Origin of the sequence: Calidithermus timidus DSM 17022 (assembly GCF_000373205.1) — a bacterium.
Lineage (GTDB): Bacteria > Deinococcota > Deinococci > Deinococcales > Thermaceae > Calidithermus > Calidithermus timidus.
Genome location: NZ_KB890698.1, coordinates 204963 through 226417, shown reverse-complemented (window position 1 = coordinate 226417; position 21455 = coordinate 204963). Strand labels below are relative to the sequence as shown.

Annotated in this window: 20 protein-coding genes and 1 pseudogene; 6 read left to right on the top strand and 15 right to left on the bottom strand. The window is 64.7% G+C overall.

Features of this window, described 5'->3' with window-relative positions; all coding sequences use genetic code 11:
- Positions 1–58 precede the first annotated feature (58 nt).
- A complete protein-coding gene (ppsA, locus tag B047_RS0111490) occupies positions 59–2425 on the top strand; it encodes a phosphoenolpyruvate synthase (protein WP_018467115.1) in 2367 nt (788 codons plus the stop codon).
- Between the two features lie 20 nt (positions 2426–2445).
- Here the strand turns inward: ppsA and B047_RS0111485 are convergent, their stop codons facing one another.
- Positions 2446–3360 (bottom strand): AraC family transcriptional regulator, encoded by a 915-nt coding sequence (locus B047_RS0111485; protein ID WP_018467114.1) that lies wholly within the window; start codon positions 3358–3360, stop codon positions 2446–2448.
- A gap of 100 nt (positions 3361–3460) precedes the next feature.
- Between B047_RS0111485 and B047_RS18730 the strand changes: the two are divergent.
- The 5 genes and pseudogenes from B047_RS18730 to B047_RS0111465 form a co-directional block, all read left to right on the top strand.
- A pseudogene (locus tag B047_RS18730) lies at positions 3461–3856 on the top strand (alcohol dehydrogenase catalytic domain-containing protein); the annotation flags it as partial.
- Positions 3857–3922: 66 nt separating this feature from the next.
- Positions 3923–4498, top strand: a complete 576-nt coding sequence (locus B047_RS18455; RefSeq protein ID WP_245533739.1) for a zinc-binding dehydrogenase — start codon at positions 3923–3925, stop codon at positions 4496–4498.
- Between the two features lie 8 nt (positions 4499–4506).
- Positions 4507–5364, top strand: coding sequence for an aldo/keto reductase (locus B047_RS0111475; protein ID WP_018467112.1), 858 nt, complete (start codon positions 4507–4509; stop codon positions 5362–5364).
- 15 nt (positions 5365–5379) lie between these two features.
- Complete coding sequence (locus tag B047_RS0111470) at positions 5380–6399, top strand: aldo/keto reductase (RefSeq protein ID WP_026234837.1); 1020 nt, start codon at positions 5380–5382, stop codon at positions 6397–6399.
- A 128-nt stretch (positions 6400–6527) separates the two neighbouring features.
- Positions 6528–6926: a (R)-mandelonitrile lyase gene (locus B047_RS0111465; protein WP_018467110.1), complete on the top strand. Its 399-nt coding sequence runs from the start codon at positions 6528–6530 to the stop codon at positions 6924–6926.
- A gap of 3 nt (positions 6927–6929) precedes the next feature.
- Here B047_RS0111465 and B047_RS0111460 read toward each other — a convergent pair whose 3' ends face one another.
- The 14 genes from B047_RS0111460 to pyrE form a co-directional block, all read right to left on the bottom strand.
- Complete coding sequence (locus B047_RS0111460) at positions 6930–7736, bottom strand: DeoR/GlpR family DNA-binding transcription regulator (protein ID WP_018467109.1); 807 nt, start codon at positions 7734–7736, stop codon at positions 6930–6932.
- A 28-nt stretch (positions 7737–7764) separates the two neighbouring features.
- Positions 7765–8601 carry a 5-deoxy-glucuronate isomerase gene (iolB, locus tag B047_RS0111455; protein ID WP_018467108.1) on the bottom strand — a complete coding sequence of 279 codons (837 nt, stop codon included), beginning with the start codon at positions 8599–8601 and terminating at the stop codon, positions 7765–7767.
- Positions 8598–9602 carry an inositol 2-dehydrogenase gene (gene iolG / locus B047_RS0111450; protein WP_026234836.1) on the bottom strand — a complete coding sequence of 335 codons (1005 nt, stop codon included), beginning with the start codon at positions 9600–9602 and terminating at the stop codon, positions 8598–8600. Before iolG (B047_RS0111450) ends, iolB begins: the two co-directional genes overlap by 4 nt.
- A 36-nt stretch (positions 9603–9638) precedes the next feature.
- A complete protein-coding gene (iolC, locus tag B047_RS0111445; RefSeq protein WP_018467106.1) occupies positions 9639–10649 on the bottom strand; it encodes a 5-dehydro-2-deoxygluconokinase in 1011 nt (336 codons plus the stop codon).
- Entirely contained in the window at positions 10646–11653 is a 1008-nt protein-coding gene (locus B047_RS0111440) for a class II fructose-bisphosphate aldolase (protein ID WP_018467105.1), read from the bottom strand. Before B047_RS0111440 ends, iolC begins: the two co-directional genes overlap by 4 nt.
- A 9-nt stretch (positions 11654–11662) precedes the next feature.
- Entirely contained in the window at positions 11663–12589 is a 927-nt protein-coding gene (locus tag B047_RS0111435; protein ID WP_018467104.1) for a TIM barrel protein, read from the bottom strand.
- 42 nt (positions 12590–12631) lie between these two features.
- Positions 12632–14509, bottom strand: a complete 1878-nt coding sequence (gene iolD / locus B047_RS0111430) for a 3D-(3,5/4)-trihydroxycyclohexane-1,2-dione acylhydrolase (decyclizing) (RefSeq protein WP_018467103.1) — start codon at positions 14507–14509, stop codon at positions 12632–12634.
- Positions 14506–15513 carry an inositol 2-dehydrogenase gene (gene iolG / locus B047_RS0111425; protein WP_018467102.1) on the bottom strand — a complete coding sequence of 336 codons (1008 nt, stop codon included), beginning with the start codon at positions 15511–15513 and terminating at the stop codon, positions 14506–14508. The genes iolD and iolG (B047_RS0111425) overlap by 4 nt, the downstream gene beginning before the upstream one ends.
- A gap of 75 nt (positions 15514–15588) precedes the next feature.
- Positions 15589–16431, bottom strand: a complete 843-nt coding sequence (locus B047_RS0111420; RefSeq protein ID WP_018467101.1) for an ATP-binding cassette domain-containing protein — start codon at positions 16429–16431, stop codon at positions 15589–15591.
- A 4-nt stretch (positions 16432–16435) separates the two neighbouring features.
- Positions 16436–17470 (bottom strand): ABC transporter permease, encoded by a 1035-nt coding sequence (locus B047_RS0111415; RefSeq protein ID WP_026234834.1) that lies wholly within the window; start codon positions 17468–17470, stop codon positions 16436–16438.
- Positions 17471–17570: 100 nt separating this feature from the next.
- A complete protein-coding gene (locus B047_RS0111410) occupies positions 17571–18485 on the bottom strand; it encodes a sugar ABC transporter substrate-binding protein (protein WP_018467099.1) in 915 nt (304 codons plus the stop codon).
- Between the two features lie 216 nt (positions 18486–18701).
- On the bottom strand, positions 18702–19706 hold the full coding sequence (locus B047_RS0111405; RefSeq protein ID WP_018467098.1) for an NAD(P)H-dependent glycerol-3-phosphate dehydrogenase: 1005 nt from the start codon (positions 19704–19706) through the stop codon (positions 18702–18704).
- Positions 19703–20845 (bottom strand): stage II sporulation protein M, encoded by a 1143-nt coding sequence (locus B047_RS0111400; RefSeq protein ID WP_018467097.1) that lies wholly within the window; start codon positions 20843–20845, stop codon positions 19703–19705. Before B047_RS0111400 ends, B047_RS0111405 begins: the two co-directional genes overlap by 4 nt.
- Positions 20842–21393: an orotate phosphoribosyltransferase gene (gene pyrE, locus B047_RS0111395; protein WP_018467096.1), complete on the bottom strand. Its 552-nt coding sequence runs from the start codon at positions 21391–21393 to the stop codon at positions 20842–20844. Before pyrE ends, B047_RS0111400 begins: the two co-directional genes overlap by 4 nt.
- Between the last annotated feature and the right edge of the window lie 62 nt (positions 21394–21455).

Here is a 21455-nt window from a genome sequence, read left to right as displayed (position 1 = left end):
CCGGCCCAGCTTTTTACACACCACCGATTGGTGCACCCTGGATCCCAGGAGGAAGCCCATGGCCTACATTCGCTGGTTCGACACCCTCAGCATGAAAGACCTCGAGCACGTAGGGGGCAAGAACGCCTCCATCGGGGAAATGATCGCCAAGCTCTCCCAGGCCGGGGTAAGGGTGCCGGGCGGCTTCGCCACCACCGCGCTGGCTTTCCGGGAATTCCTGGCCCACAACCGCCTCGAGGAGCGCATCCGCAAAGCCCTAGAAGGTCTGAACATCGACGACGTGGACGAGCTAGCCCGCGTAGGCGCGCAGATCCGAGCTGCCGTAGAGGCCGCTGAGCTACCCAAAGACCTCGAGGTAGCCATCGTAGACGCCTATATCCGCCTTCAGCGCCAGTCCGGCGCTGATTTTTCCGTCGCGGTGCGTTCTTCGGCCACCGCCGAGGACCTGCCCGAGGCCAGCTTTGCCGGTCAGCAGGAGACCTTCTTGAACGTCAAGGGCGTGGATAGCGTCCTGCTGCATATAAAGAAGGTCTTTGCCTCGCTGTACAACGACCGGGCCATCGCCTACCGGGTCCACCACGGCTTCGCCCACGAAGAGGTGGCGCTTTCGGCGGGGGTGCAGCGCATGGTGCGCGCGGATTTGGGCGCGAGCGGCGTGGCCTTCACCCTCGACACCGAATCGGGCTTCCGCGAGGCGATCTTCATCACCTCGAGCTGGGGCCTGGGTGAGATGTTGGTGCAGGGCGCGGTCAATCCCGACGAGTTCTACGTCTACAAGCCGGGGTTGCGCGCGGGCAAAAAGGCCATCCTCCAGCGCAGCCTGGGCAGCAAGCTACAGAAGATGGTCTACGGCGAAAATGGCGTGGTAACGGTGGAGACCTCCCCCGAGGAGCGCCGCCGCTTCTCGCTGTCCGACGCCGAGGTGACCGAGTTGGCCCGCCAGGCCCTCTTAATCGAGGAGCACTACGGCCGCCCCATGGACATCGAGTGGGCCAAGGACGGCCTGGACGGGCAGATCTACATCCTGCAGGCCAGGCCCGAGACGGTGCAAAGCCGCAGCGGGCGGGTCATCGAGCGCTTCAGCATGAGCGAGGGGGCCGAAATCCTGGTCACGGGCCGCGCGGTGGGCTCGCGCATCGGGATAGGCCCCGTGCGGGTGATCCACTCGCCCAAGGAGATGAACCGCGTGCAGCCGGGCGACGTGCTGGTGGCCGACATGACCGACCCCGACTGGGAGCCGGTGATGAAGCGGGCCGCGGCCATCGTAACCAACCGGGGCGGGCGCACCTGCCACGCGGCCATCGTGGCCCGCGAACTGGGCATCCCGGCGGTGGTGGGCACCAGCGAGGCCACCCGCGTGCTGCAAGACGGCGCCACCGTGACGGTCTCCTGCGCCGAGGGCGACACCGGGCGGGTCTATGCCGGGGCGCCGAAGTTCGAGCTCCAGCGCATCGAGCTCGACAAGATGCCCGAGATCCCGGTCAAGATCATGATGAACGTCGCCAGCCCCGAGCGGGCCTTCAGCTTCGCCAACCTGCCCAACGCCGGGGTGGGGTTGGCGCGCCTGGAGTTCATCATCAACAACGTCATCGGCATCCATCCCAAGGCCCTGCTGGACTACGAGCGCCTCGAGCCCGCGCTCAAGGCCGAGATCGAGCGGCGCAGCGCCGGCTACGCCTCCCCCGCCGACTTCTTCCGCGAAAAGCTGGCCGAGGGTGTGGCCATGATCGCCGCCGCCTTCGCGCCCCACCCCGTGATCGTGCGCCTATCGGACTTCAAGTCCAACGAGTACGCCCACCTCCTGGGCGGCAGCCTCTACGAGCCCAAGGAAGAAAACCCCATGATCGGCTTCCGGGGCGCCTCACGCTACCGCAGCGCCGATTTTGCTGAAGCTTTCGCGCTCGAGTGCCAGGCACTCAAAAAAGTACGGGACGAGTTCGGTCTGACCAACGTATGGATCATGGTCCCCTTCGTACGCACCGTAGGTGAGGCACGGCAGGTGATCGAGGTCCTGAAGTCCCACGGCCTCGAGCGCGGCCAAGACGGCCTGAAGCTCATCATGATGTGCGAGGTACCCTCCAACGCCATCCTGGCCGAGCAGTTCCTGGAGCTCTTCGACGGATTTTCCATCGGCTCCAACGACCTCACCCAGCTCACTTTGGCCCTCGACCGCGACTCGGGGCTGGTAGCCGAGCTCTTCGATGAACAGGACGAGGCGGTGAAGTTCCTGCTCGCTCGCGCCATCGGGGCGGCCAAGAAGATGGGCAAGTACATCGGCATCTGCGGCCAGGGCCCCTCCGACCACCCCGAGTTCGCGCTGTGGCTGGTAGAGCAGGGCATCGAGAGCATCTCGCTCAACCCCGACAGCGTGCTCGAGACCTGGCTCTACCTAGCCGAGAAGCAACGGGAAAAGGTGAGCGGCTAAACCCGCCTGGGCTGCGCTTTTCATCCAGCCTGCGAGCCAACCAGCCCACCTTGCTCCCGCAGCCTGGCGCTATCCCTGGAGGGGGGCGCACCGAAGAAACGGCGGTATTCTCGAGCAAACTGGGAGAGGCTGGCGTAGCCCACCTCCCGCGCCACTTGCGCCACAGAAAGTCCATCCAAGAGAAGCTTTCGCGCTTCCTGCAGGCGCAAGGCTTTCTGGTACTGCAACGGGGTTAGGGAGGTTACGCGCTTAAAGTGCTCGTAAAAAGCGCTTTCGCTCATGTGGGCCAGCTGACTCAGAGCCCGCACATCCAGGGGCTCACGGAAGTGGGCTCGGATGTAGTTTGCAGCCCGAGCAACGCGGCGCAAGTGGGGGTCCAAAAGGCTGAGCCGGGCCAAAGCGGGGATTTCTTGCAGGAGGCGGATAAGCAGCTCCTGCCGGTAGAGGGGGGCCAGAAGCTTTTGTTCGCTGGGCTCCTCTAACGCCTTTAAAAACCGCAAGGCGGCGTCTAGAAGGGCAGGGGTGGTCTTTCCTACGAAGATCGGATGCGCTTCGCCAGGGGAAACTCCTTCTGGGTAAACCCTGGCCGCCAGTTCCGCCACCTCCACGGGATCCAGAACGAGCTTCAAGCAGAGGAAAGGTCGCGTAGGGGAAGCCTCGAGAACCTGGGCTTTGAGGGGCAGGTCTAGCGCGCTGATGAGGACGTGGGCCGGGTCGTATCGCACCATCTCCTGCCCATAGAAGACCGCCTTGGCTCCCTGGGCCACCAGGCAAACCGCGGGCTCGTACAGCGCCGGCCGGACCTCGGATTCCCGCTGGGAGTTCCGGTACACGTAGACCCCGGGCAAAGGTAAGGGGAAACTGCCATCTTCCTTTGCATAGCGAGAAAGCCTTTCCACCAGGCTATCCACCTGAGCCTTGCTGCCGACCAACACGGCCTTATCATAGCCAAGCTCGGAGAATCAGGCAAAAACTCCGGAGAATCGGGCAACACATCGGGGAAGAGAAAGGCCATCTTAAAACAAGGAGGCGAATATGCGGGCCACAGTGATGTATGAACCCAAAGTCGTTCGGCTGGAAAATGTGCCTGACGCCGCGATTCAGGAACCTACGGACGCCATTATCCGGGTTTTGGTCTCCTGCATCTGCGGCTCAGATCTCTGGCCCTACCGAGGATTTGACCCCATCCCGGAGGGCGGACGGCCCATGGGGCACGAAGCTGTAGGGGTAGTGGAGGAAGTTGGCCCTGAGGTGCGCACCCTAAAGCCCGGAGATGTGGTCCTCATGCCCTTTGCTATCTCCGACGGAAGCTGCGAACTCTGCCAAGAAGGGCTAACCACCGCGTGCGAGCACCTTTGCTTCTTCGGTTCCCCAGGTATAGGCGGAGCCCAGGCGGAGGCAATACGGGTACCCTATGCCGACGGCACGCTCTTCAAAGTGCCGGTAACCGAAAAAGACCGAGGACTTCTCCCCCACCTTCTTACCCTTACCGACGTGATGGGCACCGGCCATCACGCGGCGGTAACGGCTCGTGTGGCTCCCGGAAAGACCGTCGCGGTGATTGGTGATGGCGCTGTGGGACTATGTGGTGTGCTGGCGGCTCGCCGCCTAGGGGCAGAGCGACTCATCCTGCTCGGACACCACCCCGACCGCCTCGACCTAGGACGGGCCTTTGGAGCTACCGATGTGGTTACCGAGCGCGGCGAGGCCGCGGTTGAGCGTGTGCGGGAGCTTACCAGGGGCCTTGGAACCCATTCCGTTCTGGAGTGCGTAGGCACCCAAGAGGCCGTGGAAATGGCTGTGGAGATGGTGCGGCCGGGCGGGGCCATCGGGCGGGTTGGTGTACCACACCATGCAGGCATACCTGCCACCCCTACCTTCTTTAAAAACGCAGTGGTGGCAGGCGGGCCAGCCCCCACGCGGGCCTACATGCCTGAGCTGGTGACGGATGTGCTAGAAGGGCGTATCCAGCCTGGCCACGTTTTTGACCTAACCCTGCCCTTGGACCAAGTGGCGGAAGGTTACCGAGCCATGGACGAACGCCGGGCCATCAAGGTGCTGTTGGAACCCTAAGAGGAGGTATGCCCGTGCACAAGGCAACACTCCACAACGGTGTAGAGATGCCCATTTTGGGTTTCGGAACATTCCAGATCACGGATTTGGAGGTATGTGAGCGGGCGGTTTCCCACGCCCTGGCGGTGGGTTACCGATTGATTGACACCGCGGCGGCTTACCAGAACGAAGAAGCGGTGGGCCGGGCCATTCGTAAAAGCGGCCTTCCCCGAGAGGACCTCTTCGTCGTGACCAAGTTGTGGATTCAGGATGCCAGCTATGAGCGAGCCAAAATCGCCTTTGAACGCTCTCTGAAGCGCCTCGGTCTGGACTACTTGGACCTCTACTTAATCCATCAGCCTTACGGCGATGTCCACGGAACCTGGCGGGCAATGGAAGAGCTTTACCACGAGGGGCGCGTGAGGGCCATCGGCGTCAGCAACTTTCATCCGGATCGCTTGATGGACCTCATCTTGCATCACGAGGTGGTGCCTGCCGTCAACCAAGTGGAAACCCATCCCTTTTACCAGCAGGGGCCCACCCAGCGATTTTTGCTGGAACACGGCGTGCAGCACATGGCCTGGGCTCCTTTTGCCGAAGGGAGGAACAACCTCTTCCAAAACCCCCTTCTGCGTTCCCTAGCAGAAAAGCATGGAAAGTCCGTGGCTCAAGTAGTCTTGCGCTGGCTGCTTCAACGTGGGATCATCGCGATCCCCAAATCTGCACGTCCGGAGCGCATAGAGGAAAACTTTAGCGTGTTTGACTTTGAGCTAACGCCGGCTGATATGGATGCCATCGCTCTTTTGGATACGGGGAGCAGCCTTTTTTTAGATCACCGTGACCCAAGCACTGTGCAGCGGCTGTGCCAGTATCGGCTTCCAGACTAAAGCGGAGGGATGTTCATGAAAAGGCGGAAACTCGGCCGTAGCGGCTTGGAAGTCTCGGCCATCGGACTGGGCTGCATGACCATGACGGGGGGCTACAGCGTCTCGCCGGAGCGGCGGGAAATGATCGCCCTGATCCGTAAAGCCGTGGAGTTAGGGGTAACCTTCTTTGACACCGCTGAGGTCTACGGCCCCTTTCTAAACGAAGAGCTTTTGGGCGAGGCGCTGCAGCCTTTTAGGGGACAAGTGGTCATCGCTACCAAGTTCGGTTTCCAATACGATAAAGATGGTCGCCCAAGCCCCGCCAACGGTTTAGATAGTCGCCCTGAGCAGATTAGGCGAGCGGTGGAAGGTTCTCTCAAGCGCCTGCGGGTGGAGGCCATAGACCTCCTTTATCAGCACCGCGTCGACCCCAAGGTGCCTATTGAAGATGTGGCGGGCACGGTCAAGGAGCTGATAGAAGAGGGGAAGGTGAAGCATTTCGGCCTTTCCGAGGCGGGCCCCCAGACGCTCCGTCGGGCCCATGCTGAGTGCCCGGTAAGCGCGGTGCAGTACGAGTATTCGCTTTGGTGGCGCAAGCCGGAGGCAGAGATTTTGCCCATTTGTGAAGAGTTGGGTATCGGCTTCGTTCCCTATAGCCCACTGGGCAAAGGCTTTCTGACCGGGGCGATTGACGAAAGCACCTCGTTTGCCCCTTCTGACCTTAGGAGCCGGATTCCACGTTTTAGCCCAGAGGCACGCCAAACCAACCGAGCCTTGGTGGACCTGCTGCAACGCATGGCCGAGCAGAAAGGGGCCACCCCGGCACAGATTGCCCTTGCGTGGTTGCTGGCGCAGAAGCCCTGGATTGTGCCGATTCCGGGCACAACTAAGCTTCACCGCCTTCAGGAGAATATCGGGGCAGTTGGCTTGGAGCTCTCAGCGGAGGACCTACAAGCCTTAGAGGAAGCCTCCACTCAGGTCGTGGGCGAGCGCTACCCCGAAGAGTTGGAGCGGATGACCTACGTGGAAGCACCGCCTAAAGGTGGGATCGCTTAACCACACTACAGCGCCCCCACCCGGGTCCGGTGTGGGGAAGTGCTCGAGCCGGCAACCCCAAGACAAGGCCTGGAAGCGGGCCGTGTGCGGGTAGAGTGGGTACGCTGATACGCTGAAAGGAGGTAAGCATGCTCCAGGTACACCGAAAAGGAGCCCACCCCAAGACCGCAGGCAACCCTGCTTACTTCACCGGGCAAGTGGAGGTGGAAACCCTTCTGGAAGCCCCGCCACCGGCTCGGGTTCGGGTGGCCCGGGTGCGCTTTGCCCCGGGGGCCCGCACCCACTGGCACACCCATCCCCTGGGGCAGACCCTCATCGTTCTGGAGGGGACAGGCTGGGTACAGGAGGAGAGCGGACCCAAGGAGACCCTCCGGGAAGGGGACGTGGTCTGGATTCCGCCAGGGGTCAAGCACTGGCACGGGGCCACCGACCAGGCCCCCATGGTTCACCTGGCCCTCCAAGAGGCGCTGGAGGGCAGAGCCGTGGATTGGCTCGAGCCCGTTAACGACGCGCAGTACCAGGGCTGAGCGTCAGCCTACCCTAGAGACCTGCTTGAGGGCGGGGCCAGCCTCGAGCTCGGCAACCCGGTACTTCAGCCCCTGGCGCTCCAGGTACTCCAGGAAGTCCTTAGGCGCGCCCTCGTCGGTGATGAGCAGGTCGATCTCCTCCAGCGCGGCGAAGCTGGCCAAAGTCGCCCGCCCCAGCTTGCTGGAGTCCACCAGGGCAAAGGCGGTGTCGGCGGCCCTCAGCATGGCCTGTTTGGTCTGGGCCTCGTAGGGGTTGGGAGTGCTGTAGCCCTTGTGAGCCGAGACGCCCGTCGCACACATGAAGGCCTTGTCGGCGTGGTAGACCTCGAGGGTGCGCACCGCCGCCGGACCAATGAGGGCCATGCTGTGGTGGCGCACCTGGCCGCCGGTCAGCAAAAGCTCAAAGTGGGTATCCACCAGCTCGCTGGCGATGGGTATGGAGTTGGTGATGATGTACAGCGAGCGGAAGTACCGCTTCATCAGCCGCACCAGGGTCAGGGTGGTGCTGCCCGCGTCCAGAATCAGGGTGTCGCCCTCTTCAATGTGCTCCAGGGCGGCTTTGACGATGGCCTGCTTCTCGGCCTGCTGAAGGTGTATCTTCTCGCGGAAGGAAGGGTTGAACAGGCTCTTGTGGGTATAGGTGGCCCCCCCGTGGGTGCGGTGCAGCAGGCCGCGTCCTTCCAGTTCCGTCAGGTCCTTGCGGATGGTCACCTGGCTGACTTGGAACTCAGCCGCCAGGTCTTCTACCAAAACCGAACCCCTCTGCTCCAGCAGTTCGACGATCTTCCTGCGCCGATCCTCGGTCTTCATGCTCTGGCTCTCCTATTGGTCGCTTAGCTCAAGGCTTCCCGATGGGAAGTTTCAGCGGCTTCCCCGCCCAATCCTCTCGCATCCAAGCCCAATCGGGGTCATCCACCGGCGGCGTGGCTCGAGCCTCGTTCAGGGCTTCGCCGGCCATGTAGTTGAGGTAGTACACGTTGGACCCGGGCGGCGCCACAACCGGATGATAGCCCTTTGGCGCGAGGATCAGATCGCCATCTTTGGCCAGCAGAAGCTCGTCTAGGCCGTCCTCGGGGCTGTAGTTGCGGTGGATGGCGAAGCCGTGGGCGGGCTGGATCTTGTAGTAGTAGGTCTCCTCGATATACAACGAGCCCATCCGTCCGTCGTGGCGGTGCGGCGGCCAGCCCGACCAGAAACCCGAGGGCGTGTAGACCTCGTATAAAAGCAGGCGTTCGGCGGGAAGCTGTGGCCCCAGGATGTGGCTCACCTGGCGGGTGGCGTTGGCTCCCCCCCGCATCTCCACCCGAATTTCCTCGGGCCTGAACAGCCGCACGGGGTAGCGTCCCTCCGCGGGCGCGCCCCCCAGGGCAAACTCGGCGTCCGTGAGCGCTTGGATCCGGTATTCGGTGCGCGGCGGCAAGTACAAGACCGAAGGCAACTCCGAAAAGACATCCCTGCGCCTTAGCTCGAAGGACTGGGTCCCCACCTCGAGCCGTATTTCGCCCGATAGGGGCACCACGGCCACCTCCCGAGCGCCGGAGCTGCCGTTTTGGGTGTAGCCTGCCGGAAGGGCAACGGCCTGGAAGGACAGGTACTTCCACCCTGCCGAAGCCGGGCTGACCGCGACGAGGTTGCCCACACCCGAGCGGGGCCTGAGGTGGTTGGGCGAGCTCATGGGATCTCCTCCAGTCGCACGCTGCGCCCCTCTTTGAGGCTCCTGGTCGCCGCCAACGCGATGCGCAGGGACTCTATGGCATCTCTGGCTCCGGGGGTGGGGATCTGTGCCTTGCTCAAGAAGCCGAAGAAGGCCTCGAGCTCCAGCCGGTAGGCTTCCTTGAAGCGGTCCATGAAGAAGTGGTAGTGGTCGGCCCTGACCCCGTCGCCGTACTGCCACAGAGGGGTCTTGGGGGTGGCATCCATCACCAGCTTGCCCCCTGAGCCGAAGACCTCGGTGCGCACGTCGTAGCCATACACCGCCCGCCTGGAGTTCTGGATCACCCCCAGCGCGCCGCTTGCGAAGCGCAGGCTCAGGTTGGTGGTGTCCACGTCGCCGATCTCGCCTATTCTGGGGTCCACCCTGACCGCGCCCCAGGCGTGGACTTCCTCCACCTCCCCCACCAAAAAGCGCGCGCAGTCGATGTCGTGGATGGACTGGTCGATGAAGATGCCCCCGGAGCCCTTGAGGTAGTCCAGGGGGGCCGGGGCGGGGTCGCGCATCACCGCGATGAACTGCTCGACCTGCCCGATCTCCCCCGCCTCGATCTTGCGCTTGGCCTGCGCATAGGGCGGGTCGTAGCGGCGCTGGAAGCCGATCTGGAAGGGCACCCCTTTGTGCTCTACGATCCCCAGCACCCGCCGGGTCTCCTCCAGGTCCTTGGCCACGGGTTTTTCGCAGAATATGGCCTTGCCGGCTTGGGCTGCTAGCTCGATGTAGCGGGCGTGGGTGTCGGTGGGCGTGACGATGACCACCGCCTCCACGCCGGGGTGGTGGATGGCCTCCTCGGGGTCAGCGTAGACCTTCTCCGCCCGCAGCAAGCCTCCAGCCGCCTCTGCCGCTTGGACATTGGGATCGGCGACCGCCAGCACCCGGGCCTCGGCCACACCCAGCATGGTGCGGGCGTGTTCCATCCCCATCCGTCCTGCACCCAATAAAGCGACACCATAGGTTTTACTCATGTGAACCTCCCATAAGTTTGGCAAACACAAGCGCCATCAAAACCCACCCTTAGACCGGATGAACTCGAGCACCTCGCCCAAGTACGGGGCAAATTCCGCACAGCCGATCCGGGTCACGACGATGGCCCCACAAGCGTTGCCCATGCGCGCACTCTTGTACCAGTCCCAGCCCTGCAAGCGCCCATAGATAAAACCCGCGGCAAAAGCATCCCCCGCACCCAGCACGCTGAGCACTTCCACCTCGAAGGCAGGGGCGTTCACGACGCTGCCGTCCGGCAAGTACACATCGGCCCCCCTGGCCCCCCGTTTGACCACCAGGGCCTCCACCCCCTTGCCCAGCAAGGCCCGGATGTTGGCCTCCAGGTCGCCCCGGATTTCCGGCGCGGTGATCTGCGAGTGGCGGATGGTGATGTCCTCGGCTCGGCGCAGCATGGCCGCGTTGACCTCCTCCTCGGTGCCGATGGCCACATCCACCATCGGCAATAAGGCGCGGATTTGCACCCCGTAGGCGCGGGGGTCGTGCCAGCCGTCGGCCCGAAAGTCGAGGTCCAAAAAGACCGTGGCCCCCGCAGCCTTGGCCTGTTCGGCGGCAAAGAAGGTAGCGCTGCGGCTGGGCTCTTTGGCCAGGGCAACACCAGAAAGCTGCACTGCTCTGGCCTGGCCAATGGGCGTATGGAGCACATCATCGATCGAAAGCTGGATGTCGGCGGCGTTCTCGCGGTAGAAGGTGATGGGGAATCGATCCGGGGGCTCGATGCCCAACAGCACCGCCGAGGTGCGGGTTCCGGGCTTTTGCGGGATAAAGCGGGTCTCTACCTTTTCGCGGCGCAGGCGCTCGAGGATGAACTCCCCTATTTTGTCCACCCCCACCGCCGTCAGCAGGGCGGTCTTGAGCCCCAGGCGGCTCGCCCCGACGGCGATGTTGAGGGGGCTCCCGCCGATGTAGGCCCCGAAGGTGCGGATATCGGGGAAAGCCGCCCCGATGTCGTTGGAGTAAAGGTCGATCGAGGAACGGCCTATGGCGATGAGGTCATAGCGCGTGCTCACGCCGACACCCCCAGGTGCTCCAGCAGCAGCGGAGCCATGCCCGACCCGCCTAGGAGCCGGATGCGCTCCATCACCACCGGAACATAGCGCTCTGCAATGTAGCGTTGCAGCCCGTCGTCCATGGCAGCGGCCTTCCAGCGCGGGTGACCCGGCTGCAGCTCGGCGACATGGGTGGCGTAGTACTCCTGGGCCGCCCTCGAGCGCAGCAAAAGGCTTTCCGACGACCAGTTAACCTTACATACCCCGGCCCGCACCGCCGCTTGCAGGCTGGCTGGGCTCAAACCCGACGAGCCATGCAGCGCGATGCCGATAGGCCGCCCGGTGAGCCGAGAGGCAAGGGCCTGGTGTTGGGCTACCGCGTCCGATGAAAAAGCGCTCTGATCGCCCAAACCGTGCCGCGTGCCCACCCCAGGGGCCCACAGGTAGACCTTGCCCGGGTACTCGCGCTCGACGCCGAGCAGCAGGCGCTCGGCGACCTCGAGCGGGGTCGGGCCCTCGTCCACCCCGGCTTCCATCTCGAGGGTGAGCTCGAGGCCGCTCTCGGCTGCGATTTGGCAAAGTCGCTTGACGGTAGCGATATTTTGTGCCTCGGATAATTCGGAAGAATCCAGCGAAAGCGTAGAAGCCCGCAGCCGCACCTCGCTTCCCTCGAGCTTTACCGGCAGACCCCGAATCGCAGCGCCCAGGATCTTTAGGGTCTGGGGGCCTTTGATGTGGTCGGTGTGGTAGAGCACCGGGACATTGCCATAGCGCTCGGAGGTGGCAAGCACCGCAAGCTGGGCGATGAAGCGGGCCATCCCGGTGAGGGCATCGCCGGCTCCGAAGCTGTGGCTGTTGAGTTGCCACAGGCTGGTCTGGAGGATGATGGGAGCCTGCGTCCGGCGGGCGGCCTCGAGGCAGTCGGTGAGGGCGGCGGGGCTGTCCACGTTGACCGCTAATACCGCAAAGCGCCGCTTTAGGGCCAGCTTGAAGAGCTCGCGTGCTTGCAGCGCGTCCAGCAGCATCCCCACCCCCTAGAGGCCGGTCACAGCCCGCAGGTACTCGCGGTTGCGCTTGGCGCTCTCTTTGGGTTGGCCCATGCCCGACAGCACGTCCTGCTCCACCGTGATCCAGCCGTCGTAGCCCAGCGCCAAAAGCTTCTGGGTCACCGCGCCGAAGTCGATCTGGCCCTGGCCCAGCTCGCAGAACACGCCCTTGCCGACGGCCTCCTTATAGTTCCAGCTCTTGCTACGGGCTTCACTGGCGACGAGGGGGTGGCAGTCTTTGTAGTGTACGTACCCCACCCGACTCTTGAAGCGCTCGAGGCCCTCCAGCACCTGCTGTGGCTCGTTGGTGCCCGTCCCGTAGAGGTAGTGCCCCGTGTCGAACACCAGCCCGATGATCGCGCTGTCGGTGTGCTCGAGGAAGGCCTCGATCTCCCAGGGAGCCTCCACGTACCCCGCGCAGTGGTGGTGGAATACCGTGCGCAAGCCGGTCTCGTCCCGCACCGCCCGGGCAATGCGCGTGGCCCCCGCCGCGAAGGTCTTCCACTCCGAGGCCGAAAGGCCCAGCTCAGGCCGGACACGCCCGGCGTTCTGGAAGCGCAGCGGGTCGCGGCTATGCTCATCGGCCAGCACCACGAAGGGCTGCCAGCCGTCGCCCACGTCGGCCACGCTTTTCAAGAGGCGGGCCGTGCGCAGCACGCGCTCTTCGCCGGCGGCGTGAAGGGCGGGGTCTTTGAGGTAGACCCCCTCGTAGGCCCCCAGCATGGTCAGGCCACGCGAGCTAAGCTCCAGCCGCAAGCGCTCAGGCTCGGTGGGCATGTAGCCAAAGTCGCCCAGCTCGGTGCCGCGGTAACCGGTTTCCACAAGCTCATCGAGCATCTGGGCGTAGCCGATGCCCTGCCCCCAGCCCTCGATGGTGCCCCAACTGCATGGGGCGTTGCCAAAACGGATCGCCATTGTCCAAAGTTCCTTTCCAGGAGGTCCTAAGCGTCTTGCGTCTCAGAAATAGCGCCGCTGCTTCTTCAAGTAGGCCTCGTAGTCCTCGCGGGCCTTCCTCACCCCGGGCTGGCTCGAGACCTCGGCCACCGGCACGTCCCACCAGCCCTCGAAGCCCGGGATGCGGTCGTCCAGGCTCACCGGCACCACGATCACCCTCACGCCCCGGGCTTTGCGGGCCTCTTTGAGGGCTTCCTCCAGTTCGCGGTAGTTCCTGGGGCTCCACACCCTCGCCCCCATGGCCCGGGCGTGGGCGGCGAAGTCCACCCCCACCGGAGGGCCGTCGGTGCGGCCGGTCTGGGGGTTGCGGGCCCGCAGCTCGTTGTTGAAGGAGGGCGAGCCCAGCGACATCTGCAGGCCGCGAATCGAGCCGAAGGCCTTGTTGTCGATCAGCATGACCGTAAAATCCAGCCCCTCGGCCACCGCGGTGACGATCTCCGAGTTCATCATCAGGTAGCTGCCATCCCCCACGAAGACCACCACCTCCCGCCCGGGCTCGGCCAGCGCCACCCCCAGCCCGGCGGGAATCTCGTAGCCCATGCAGGAGAAGCCGTACTCGAGGTGGTAGGCCTTGGGGTCTTCGCAGCGCCAGAGCTTGAGCAAGTCGCCCGGCAGGCTCCCCGCCGCGCAGATCACGGTGGCCTTGCCGCCATACACCTCGTTCACCAGGCCGATCACCTCGGCCTGGGCCATCTCCTTTTTCTCGGGCCGGGGCGTGCGGTAAGCCGCAACGGTCTCGTCCCACTCGCGCTTGAGCCGCTCCACCTCTTCGCGGTAGGAGGCCGGGGTGCCCGCGAAGCCCTTCAGGGCCTGGCCGAGCGCTTCCAGGGCCCGCCGGGCGTCGGCCACCAGCGACAGACCGTTCAGCTTGGCCGCGTCGAAGGGGAGCACGTTCACCCCGACGAACTTCACCTCTGGGTTCTCAAAGGCGGTCTTGGAGGCGGTGACGAAGTCGCCCAGCCGGGTGCCGATGGCGAGGACCAGGTCAGCCTCTTTGGCCAGGCGGTTGGCGGCGGTTCCCCCGTTCGAACCCACCGCGCCCACGCACAGGGGGTGATCCCAGGGCAAAGCCCCCTTGCCCCCCTGCGACTCCGCCACCGGGATGCCGTAGGTCTGAGCAAAAGCGGCGAGCTGGGTGTGGGCTTCGGAGTAGAGCGTGCCCCCTCCGGTCACGATCAGCGGGCGCTTGGCCCTCTTGATGAGTTCGGCCACTTGTTCGAGTACTTCCGGCTCGGGCGTGGGGCGGCGAATGCGCCAGACTCGCTTGGCGAAGAAGCCCTCGGGCCAGTCGTAAGCTTCGGTCTGCACGTCCTCGGGTAGGCAGAGGGTGACCGCCCCGGTCTCGGCGGGGTCGGTGAGCACGCGCATGGCCTCGGGCAGGGCGGAGAGGAGCTGGGAGGGCCGGGTGATGCGGGTAAAGAAGCGGGAGAGGGGCCTAAAGGCGTCGTTCACGCTCACGTCGTGCTCGAGGGGGTGCTCGAGCTGCTGCAAGACAGGGTCGGGCAGGCGGTTGGCGAAGTAGTCCGAGGGCAACAGCAGCACCGGCAGCCGGTTGACGGTGGCGGTGGCCGCGGTGGTGAGCATGTTGGTGGATCCCGGCCCCACCGAGGCGGTGCAGGCGAAGGTGGAGAGGCGGTTTTTGTGCTTGGCGTAGGCGATGGCCGCGTGCACCATGGCCTGTTCGTTCTGGGGGCGGTAGGTGGGCAGGCCCACCGCGTCGCCGTACTCCTCCAGGGCCTGGCCCAGCCCCGATACGTTGCCGTGGCCGAAGATGGCCCAGACCCCCCGGATAAGGCGCTCCTCCCGGCCGTCCCGCTCCGTAAACTGGGCGGCCAGGAACTTGACCAGGGCCTGGGCCACGGTAAGCCGCTGGGTGCTCACAGTTCTCCTCCAAATTCCTTCACGTTCACCATCTGTCCGGTCTCCAGGGCGTGCTGGGCGGCCTTGGCCAGCCGCAGCGAGTACCAGGCGTCGCGCACGCCAGGCTCCAGGGGCCTGCCCGCGTGTAGGTTGCGGGCGAAGGCCACCATCTCGGCGGCGTAGGCTTCGGGGAAGCGCTCCTCAAAGTTGCGGGGGCGGTCGAAGTTTCCCCCGCGCTCGTCGTAGAGGGTCAGGTCGGGGCGGCGGTCGCGCTCGATGTGGATGCGGCCCCGCTCCCCCAACACCTCGCAGCGGATGTCGTAGCCGTAGGCCGTGCGCAAGGCCACCTCCAGGGTTCCCACCGCGCCGCTTTCGAAGCGCAGGGTGGCCACGGCGGTATCGAACAGGCCGTATTGCTTCAGCTCCGGCTCGACCAGCACGCCTCCAATGGCATAGACCTCGGCCACCTCGCCCAGCAGAAAGCGGGCCGAGTCCAGGTCGTGGATGCCCATGTCCACCAAGAGGCCCCCGCTGGTCTTGAGGAACTCGAGCCGGGGCAGATACGGATCGCGCCCCACCAACCGGATGCCCTCCAGCCGCCCCAGCGCCCCCTCCTCGATCATCGCCTTGGCCCGCACATAAGCCGGGTCGTAGCGGCGCTGGAAGCCCACCTGGCAGGGCACCCCCGCGCGCTCCACCGCCGCCACCACCCGCCGCCCGGCCTCCAGGCTCTCGGCGATGGGCTTCTCCACGAAGATGGCCTTGCCCGCCCGGGCCGCGGCCTCCACCACCTCGGCGTGGGTGGGGGTGGGGGTGGTGACGATCACCGCATCCACCTCGGGCCGGAAGGCGTCCTCGAGGTGGGTGCTGGGTTCGGCCCCGAGCTCGGCGGCCACCCGCTCGGCGTTCTGGGCGAGGGTGTCCACCACCCGCACCACCCGGCACTCGGCCAATCCGGCCAGCACCCGGGCGTGGGCCAGGCCCATGCGGCCTGCGCCGATCATGGCCATGTTCAGTGCTTTCACAAAACCTCCTACGGGTCTCGTCCGAATACGTTTTTCGTTTGCTGCACTTCGGCTACCAGCGATCGAGCATTGGCTTCAATTGGGTTTGTGCAACTCCTCCGCCGCCTTGTGCTCGATCTGGGCGGCGGTGGTGGGGTCCTTCTTGGCGATGAGCTCGAGCTCCACCGACAAGGCCTCCAGCTCCTCCCCCCCGGCCATCATCTGCAAAAGCTGCTCGCGGGTGGTCTCGGCTTTCTTGAAGGTGCCGTAACTGCGGCCCCGGTTGAGCACGGTGAAGGTGTCCCCCACCGCCCAGGCGTGGTGCACGTTGTGGGTGATGAAGATCACCCCCAGACCCTTGAGCTTAGCCTGCACGATGTACTTGAGCACCACCGCCGACTCCTTGACCCCCAGCGCCGAGGTAGGCTCGTCGAGGATGAGCACCTTGGCCCCGAAGTAGACCGCCCGGGCGATGGCCACCGACTGCCGCTCGCCCCCCGACAAGGTGCCCACCGGCTGGTCGGGGTCGCGGATGTCGATGCCGATTTTGCGCAGTTCCTCACGGGCCACCCTGGCGGCGAAATGCCCGTCGTAGAGGTTGAACGGACCGAATTTCCGCTTGGGCTCGCGCCCGAGGAAAAAGTTGCGGCTGATGCTCATTAAAGGCAGCATGGCCAGGTCTTGGTAGACGGTGGCGATGCCCTTGTCCAGGGCATCCCTGGGCGAGTTGAAGACCACGGGCTGCCCCTCCATGTAGATCTGGCCTTCCGAGGGTTGGTGCACCCCCGAAAGGGCCTTGATCAGGGTGCTCTTGCCCGCGCCGTTGTCGCCCAGCAGGCAGTGGACTTCGCCCGCGTAGACCCTCAGGTCGATGTCTTTGAGCGAGACCACCGGCCCGAAGTACTTGCTCACCTTGCGCAGCTCGATCAGTGGCGTCATGACCTCACCTCCGCACCTGCAGGGAGAGCTTGCGCAGGTAGTTGTTCAGGATTACCGCGCCCAGGATCATGCCCCCCACCATCACCTTGAACCAGTCGAGGTCGATGTTGGTATATACGATGCCCTGCTGCACGATGGCCAGGATCAAAGCCCCGATACCCGCGCCGATCACCGAGCCATAGCCCCCGCTCAGCAGGCAGCCGCCGATCACCGAGGCTGCGACGGCCTCGAGCTCCTTACCCTGCCCCTGGAGTACGTTCGCCGAGCCCAGGCCCATCACCTGGATCGCGGCCACCAAAGTTGCTGCTGCCGCGGTGAGCATGAAGAGGGTGATCTTCACCCGGCGCACCGGAACCCCCACGTTGCGGGCGGCGGTAGGGTCACCCCCGGCCCCGAAAATCCAGTTGCCAAAAGGGGTTCGCAGCAGCACCCAGCTCAACACCAGCGTCGCCGCCAACCACCACCACACCGCTGCCGGAAGCCCCAATAAAGCGCCGGTGAACAGGAAGCTCAAGGGGTCCTTGGCCAGCGAATCCCCCAGCCCCGAGACGATGGTGAGCTTGGTGATCAGCTTGGTAAAGCCGATGTTCGCGCCCGAGAGGATGAACATCATCGCCAGGGTCACGATGAAGGAGGGCAACCCGGTTCGCAGCACCAGCCAGCCGTTGAAGTAACCGATCAGCAGGGCAAAGCCAAGGGTGATCACCAGGGAAAAGGAGATGGGCAAGCCCCCGTAATCGGGGTGGCTCAGAATGGCCATCATGACCGCCGCCACCCCGATCATCGAGCCCACCGAGAGGTCGAACTCACCCCCGATCATCAGCAAGGCTACCGCCGCCGCCAGGATGCCCAGCTGTGCGGCGACCTCGAGGTAGTTGCGCGTGCCGGCCCAGGTCAGGAAACCGCTATCCCCCGCGGCAATCGCGAAAAAACCGAACACCACGATCAGGCCCGCGATCGAACCGAGCTCAGGGCGCAGCAATAGTCGCTGCCAGAGGCTTATGGGCCGCAACCGCTCGTCCTGTGTTCTCACCGCCATGCTTTCACTCCCCGAATGCTCTTCTGGAAAAAGAGGCCCCCAACAGCCTTCGTTGGGGGCCTCGAAGCCGCAAAAGCTCCACCCAACCGGCGCCAGCGACTCAGCGGATGCCCTTCTTGCTCAGGTCGATCACCTGGGCGGCGTTCTCGGGGGTGACGAAGCCCGGCCCGGTGAGGATGACGTTGTTGGCCGGCAGCAGGCCATAGCGGACGTAGTTGGCCAGGATCACGATGGGCAAGTAGCCCTGCAGCCACTGCTGCTGGTCGATGGCAAAAGCCATCTTCTTCTCGCTCAGCGCCTTGAGCACCGCAGGCGAAAGGTCGAAGGTGCCAAAGACCAGCTTCTTGCCCTCGATGGCCTGCAACACGGGCTCGGCAGCCGTAGGGCCAAGGGTCAGCACGCCGTCGATGGTGGGGTCCTTCTGCAAGGCGGCGGCGACTGCGTTCCTGATGCCCGTAGGATCGCCGATCTTCACGGGAATCACGTTGGGCTTGATCCCCAGCCCATCAAAGAACCCTTTGCAGCGAAGGTCGAGCGCAACGTTGCCGACTTCCTGGTTGATGCAGATGGCGTTCTTCACGCCCGCCGCCTTCATGCGCTTGCCCGCCCCCAGACCGGCTTCGTACTCGGTCTGGCCCACGTGAAGCAGCACACCTAGCTTCTCGGCCACGTCGGAGCCGGAGTTCATCGAGACGACCGGGATGCCCGCCTTCACCGCGGCGGTGATCGACCTTTCCAGGGCTTTGGCGTCGGGAATCGAAACCACGATCGCATTGGGCCTGGAAGCCACCGCAGCGTCGATGAGCTGGGCCATGCGCACCATGTCAAAGGTTTCGGGCGCTCGGTACTCCACCCGCACATTCATGTCTTTGGCCGCCTGGTCCACCCCGTTCTTGACCACCGACCAAAAGGGGTCAGCCGCCTGCCCGTGGGAGACCACGACGATGCGAATCTGCTGAGCCATGGCCAGGCCCATCCCCATCACCAACAGCGCACCCAACAGCAATTTCTTCATACCCATACCTCCCCCGCCGGGACACAGAAAAACACCTCCCAGACCTAACCCGTCACTGGTTAGCCACAGGATGCTCTCCTAAGACCGTCGGCGGCGACCGTTAGACTCTCAGGTCAGCGGTATTGTAAGCGCGGCATATTTCGTTTGTCAATCATTCTTGGGTCTTAATGAAAGCGAAACGAAGAAAAAAGTTTCGTATTAGAAAGTTGAAATCCCCTACTCCGACTTGGCCTCTCGCCCCATCAACGCCGAGAGCACCTCGAGCGGCTTCTCGCCCCGGTAAATCACCCGCCAGACCGCTTCGGTGATGGGCATCTCCACCCCCGAGCGCTGCCCCCACTCGTGCAGGGCCTTGACGGTGTAGATACCCTCGACGACCTGCTTGCTGGCCTCGAGTTCCCGCAATGTAGCCCCGCGGGCGATCCTCTCTCCGGCCCCGCGGTTGCGCGAGTGCAGGCTGGTGCAGGTGGCGATCAGGTCACCCAGACCCGAAAGCCCGTAAAAGGTTTCGCTCTGCGCCCCCTGGGCGACCCCGAAGCGCACGATCTCGCGCAGGGCGCGGGTCATCAGTGAGGCCTTAGCGTTGTCGCCCAGCCGCAAGCCATCCACCATGCCCGCCGCCAGAGCGATGACGTTCTTGAGGGCTCCGCCCAGCTCCACCCCCACGAGGTCGTTGCTGGTGTAGACCCGAAAGCTGGGGCCGCTAAGGATCTTCTGCACCCACCGGGCTAGTTCGGCGTCGGAGGCGGCTACTACCGAGGCGGCGGGCTGGAAGCGGGCGATCTCCTCCGCCAGGTTGGGGCCTGAGAGGGCGGCCACGCGCTCCACTCCCGTCACCTCAGCGATGACCTGGCTCATGCGGGTGAGGCCGCAGTCGGTGTGGGCCAATCCCTTGGTGAGCGAGAGATAGGCCGGGGCCCTGGGCATGGGGGCGAGCGTTTCGGCCAGCGCCCTCGAGGGCACCGCCACCACCGCCAAAGCCGCGCCTTCGAGCGCTTCGGCGGCATGGGAGGTGGGCTGCAGGTTGGCGGGCAGGGCGATCCCCGGCAGGTACTCCCGGTTCTCCCGCATGGCCAGCATGGCCTCGGCCTGCTCCCTTCGGCGGGCCCACAGCGCTACCTCGAGGCCCTTTTGCGCCATCAGCAGGGCAATCGCCGTACCCCAGGCCCCCGCGCCGATGACCGCGACCTTGCCCGAGGAGGAGGTGGAGGGATCGCTCATCGCCCCAGAAGCACCACGATCTCCAAAGCCTCGTACCAGGCGCCTATGAGCAGGAAGAAGCCACCCAGATAGACCATCAGGCCCACCGCCCGCAACCCCGGACGAAAGCCCTCACCGCGCAGCACCCTGCCCGCCAGCACCATCCCCCCAAAAGTGCCCAGGATGTAAGCCTGCAACTCGATGATCAGCGTGGGCACATGGGCCAGGAAGGCTACGGTGGGGAAGAGCGCCGGGCTCAGGGCGAAACCGAAGAAGAAGTAGCGGAAGGCGTTGATGAGCAGGGCCGGGACCCCCAACAACAGCCCTGGCATGGCGGTGGTGAGCACCAGGCCGCGGGTGAAGTTCCAGTAGAAGATCAGCAGGGCGAACTCGAGCACCCCGCCCCTTACGCCCCCCTCCCCGATGCCGATCTGCTCGAGGGCGCCACCCACCAGCCGCTGCACCAAGCCCGCCATCTCGGGCGAGGCGTAGGCCGCCAGGGAGCCCAGGATGAACAGTCCGTAGAGCACGGCGTTGAGCGTGAGGTACAACCGGGCGTGAGCGCGCACCAGGGCCCAGCCCTCGCGCCACCACTGCGCCAGGATGCCCCCACCCCGCAGGGCCAGCACCCAGCCCAGCGACACCAGGACGAACACCCCCCAAGTCACCGGGCTCTCGATCCACGGCGGGAGTTGCCCCCCGGCGGGCACCCAAGTGATGCGGGTTGGCTCGCCGTTTTTTAACAGCACCCGCACTTCGCCGGTCTGCTCGCCTACGCTGGCCGGGAAGCTCACCACGCTGCCCCGCGTGCTCTCTTCCGCCAGGGGCGACTCGAGGTTGACCTCGAGCCCCTGCGGCGGGGGCGGGAAGGCGATGTAGCGCTCGAGGATGCGCACCGACTCCTCGGCGGGCTTGCCGAAGGCCTGGCTAGGGTCTACGGTATACTTCCCGGCCTGCCACTCCTGAACCGCCTGCCTCGCGGCCTCGATCTCTTCACCATGGGCCAGGGAAAAACCAAGGCTGAGGGTAAAGAGCAAGGCAAAAAGCAAGCCCAGGCCGCAGCGGGTGAGGAGGGAGCAGCTACTCAGCCCTCGCCGCCCCGCCCTCGGCAATAAAGCTTCGACGTTGTGTGTTGGGTATTGAGCCTTCGGCACGGTCATATCTCTCGTAAGGGTACCCCCTGGCGGCACAGCGGACAGTCGCTTGGATCATAGGTGGGGAACTCGAGGGCGGTGAGGGCCCTGAAGGGCACGCCGAAATCGGCCTGGCCCCCGCTGCGGTCCACGATGGCCCCCACCCCCACGCACACTCCCCCCTTGGCTTCGGCGGCCCGGATGGCCCGCTGCACCGAGCCCCCCGTGGTGATCACGTCCTCGACCGCCAGGAACCGGTCACCGGGGTGAATGGTGAGCCCTTCGCGTACGTACATCCCGCCCGCGCCGTCCTTCTCGGCGAAGAGCGAACGCACCCCCAGGGCCCGCGCCACCACGAAGGCCAGCGTCACCCCGCCCATCGCCGGGCCGATCACGAACTCCAGCCCCACGTCCTCGAACAGCTTACCAATCGCCTCCCCGATGGCCTCGGCATACAGGGGGTGCTGCATCAGGGTGACCGATTGCAAAAACATCGGCGAATGCCGCCCGCTCCTGAGCAGGAAATGGCCCTCGTGCAGGGCTCCGGTCTCGCGGTACATCTGAAGCACGTCCATCAGGCTCTATGCTAAGGGGCACACAGTTTGCCACGGGAGGTGAAGAAGGGGCGTCTTGTGTA

Coding starts and splice junctions, on each gene's coding strand:
- ppsA (WP_018467115.1), top strand. CDS start 59: ATGGCCTACATTCGCTGGTTCGACACCCTCAGCATGAAAGACCTCGAG.
- B047_RS18455 (WP_245533739.1), top strand. CDS start 3,923: ATGGGCACCGGCCATCACGCGGCGGTAACGGCTCGTGTGGCTCCCGGA.
- B047_RS0111475 (WP_018467112.1), top strand. CDS start 4,507: ATGCCCGTGCACAAGGCAACACTCCACAACGGTGTAGAGATGCCCATT.
- B047_RS0111470 (WP_026234837.1), top strand. CDS start 5,380: ATGAAAAGGCGGAAACTCGGCCGTAGCGGCTTGGAAGTCTCGGCCATC.
- B047_RS0111465 (WP_018467110.1), top strand. CDS start 6,528: ATGCTCCAGGTACACCGAAAAGGAGCCCACCCCAAGACCGCAGGCAAC.
- B047_RS0111460 (WP_018467109.1), bottom strand. CDS start 7,736: ATGAAGACCGAGGATCGGCGCAGGAAGATCGTCGAACTGCTGGAGCAG.
- iolB (WP_018467108.1), bottom strand. CDS start 8,601: ATGAGCTCGCCCAACCACCTCAGGCCCCGCTCGGGTGTGGGCAACCTC.
- iolG (WP_026234836.1), bottom strand. CDS start 9,602: ATGAGTAAAACCTATGGTGTCGCTTTATTGGGTGCAGGACGGATGGGG.
- B047_RS0111440 (WP_018467105.1), bottom strand. CDS start 11,653: ATGCTGCTGGACGCGCTGCAAGCACGCGAGCTCTTCAAGCTGGCCCTA.
- B047_RS0111435 (WP_018467104.1), bottom strand. CDS start 12,589: ATGGCGATCCGTTTTGGCAACGCCCCATGCAGTTGGGGCACCATCGAG.
- B047_RS0111420 (WP_018467101.1), bottom strand. CDS start 16,431: ATGACGCCACTGATCGAGCTGCGCAAGGTGAGCAAGTACTTCGGGCCG.
- B047_RS0111415 (WP_026234834.1), bottom strand. CDS start 17,470: ATGGCGGTGAGAACACAGGACGAGCGGTTGCGGCCCATAAGCCTCTGG.
- B047_RS0111410 (WP_018467099.1), bottom strand. CDS start 18,485: ATGAAGAAATTGCTGTTGGGTGCGCTGTTGGTGATGGGGATGGGCCTG.
- B047_RS0111405 (WP_018467098.1), bottom strand. CDS start 19,706: ATGAGCGATCCCTCCACCTCCTCCTCGGGCAAGGTCGCGGTCATCGGC.
- B047_RS0111400 (WP_018467097.1), bottom strand. CDS start 20,845: ATGACCGTGCCGAAGGCTCAATACCCAACACACAACGTCGAAGCTTTA.
- pyrE (WP_018467096.1), bottom strand. CDS start 21,393: ATGGACGTGCTTCAGATGTACCGCGAGACCGGAGCCCTGCACGAGGGC.